Below are 614 nucleotides of genomic sequence, written 5' to 3'. Positions count from 1 at the left end.
CGGACCCGTCCGCCGCTCGGCCCGACACCGGGATCAGGCTCACCGCTGTCCGGGGCTGCGTGGCATCCGCCACCGATCCCGCCGACCTGCTCGCCTGGCGGGCCGCGGGCACCGTGCCCGGCGGACCGCCGCTCGACCCCGAACTGCGCTGGCTGGTACTGCACCGGCTGGTGGTGCTCGGTGCCGCCGGCGAACGGGAGATCCGGGCCGAGGCCGAGCGTGACCCCAGCGCCACCGGACGGGAGGGCGCCGCCCGGTGCCGTGCCGCGCTGCCCACCGCCGAGGCGAAGGAGGCCGCCTGGGACGCCATGTTCGGACCGGCCGACGCCCTCTCCCTCTACCTGTTCGCCGCCACCGCTCAGGGCTTCTGGCACGCCGAGCAGCTCGACCTGCTCAAGCCGTACGGCGACCGGTTCCTGACCGACGCCCCGGTCCTCGCCGCCCGCCGCGGTGACTCCGTCGCCCAGTTCGCCGCCCTGTACGCGTTCCCCACGCCGCTGGTCGACGCCGGGCTGCTCAAGCGCGGTGAGACGGCCCTGGCGGCCGGACTGAGCCCGGCCCTGCACCGCCCGCTCGCCGACCAGCTCGACGACCTGCGCCGCGCCCTCGCCGTC

General features: G+C 76.9%; 1 protein-coding gene. It reads left to right on the top strand.

Annotated features, from left to right (window positions below):
* Positions 1-59 precede the first annotated feature (59 nt).
* On the top strand, positions 60-614 hold a 555-nt coding region (locus ACYVE9_RS30045), incomplete at its 3' end, for an ERAP1-like C-terminal domain-containing protein (RefSeq protein ID WP_461031015.1).

The organism is Streptomyces sparsus (genome assembly GCF_054776295.1).
The sequence above is the reverse complement of the archived record's forward strand: the minus strand, read 5'-3'. Positions and strand labels throughout refer to the sequence as shown.